Source organism: Lacinutrix chionoecetis, assembly GCF_053604665.1.
Genome location: NZ_JBSHNQ010000005.1, coordinates 1 through 206, shown reverse-complemented (window position 1 = coordinate 206; position 206 = coordinate 1). Strand labels below are relative to the sequence as shown.

Genomic DNA, 206 nt, shown 5'->3' with positions numbered 1-206 from the left:
GCGGCCGGATCGGTAAACGATACGGTTGCTGGATCGATTGCGCCATCTGGATCTGAATCGGCTCCGTTTCCATTGTCTGCGGTTACATCTACTGTGGCTGGTGTATTGGTTGGTAAACCAGCTACATCATCGTCTTCTGCGATTGGATCTTGTGCATCGAAGTCTAAGGTAATCGTTGAGTCGTTAGACACATTACCATCGTTATC

1 protein-coding gene is annotated in these 206 nt (G+C 48.5%); it reads right to left on the bottom strand.

The annotated features are described in order from the left end of the window. Positions 1 to 206: hypothetical protein (locus ACVC43_RS00025; RefSeq protein WP_452222524.1), on the bottom strand; the 206-nt coding region annotated here is incomplete at both ends.